General features: G+C 55.7%; 1 protein-coding gene. It reads left to right on the top strand.

Annotated elements, in window-relative coordinates:
- Positions 1–244 (top strand): helix-turn-helix domain-containing protein (locus SB772_RS44605; protein WP_410839102.1); only part of this gene is annotated, 244 nt, incomplete at both ends.

Raw genomic sequence — 244 nt, 5'->3', positions numbered from 1 at the left:
CCTATGCGGACAGTGAGACGGGAAAGAACGCATATCCCAGTCAAGCTACCCTCGCTGAACGCTTGGGAATCAGCGACCGGGCAGTTCGGAAGAACCTTTCATGGCTGAAAGACGCCGGATGGATTCTTGAGGAACGGCGTGGGCGTCGAGCGGGCACGCAGGGCATCAGTTCAAGCTACTCACTAACATTCCCAACCGGAACGAATGTTCCTACTGGGGAAATGCCAACCGGAACGAATGTTCC

Origin of the sequence: Paraburkholderia sp. SIMBA_030, assembly GCF_046535245.1 — a bacterium.
Lineage (GTDB): Bacteria > Pseudomonadota > Gammaproteobacteria > Burkholderiales > Burkholderiaceae > Paraburkholderia.
This window is presented reverse-complemented; position numbering and strand designations above follow the sequence as displayed.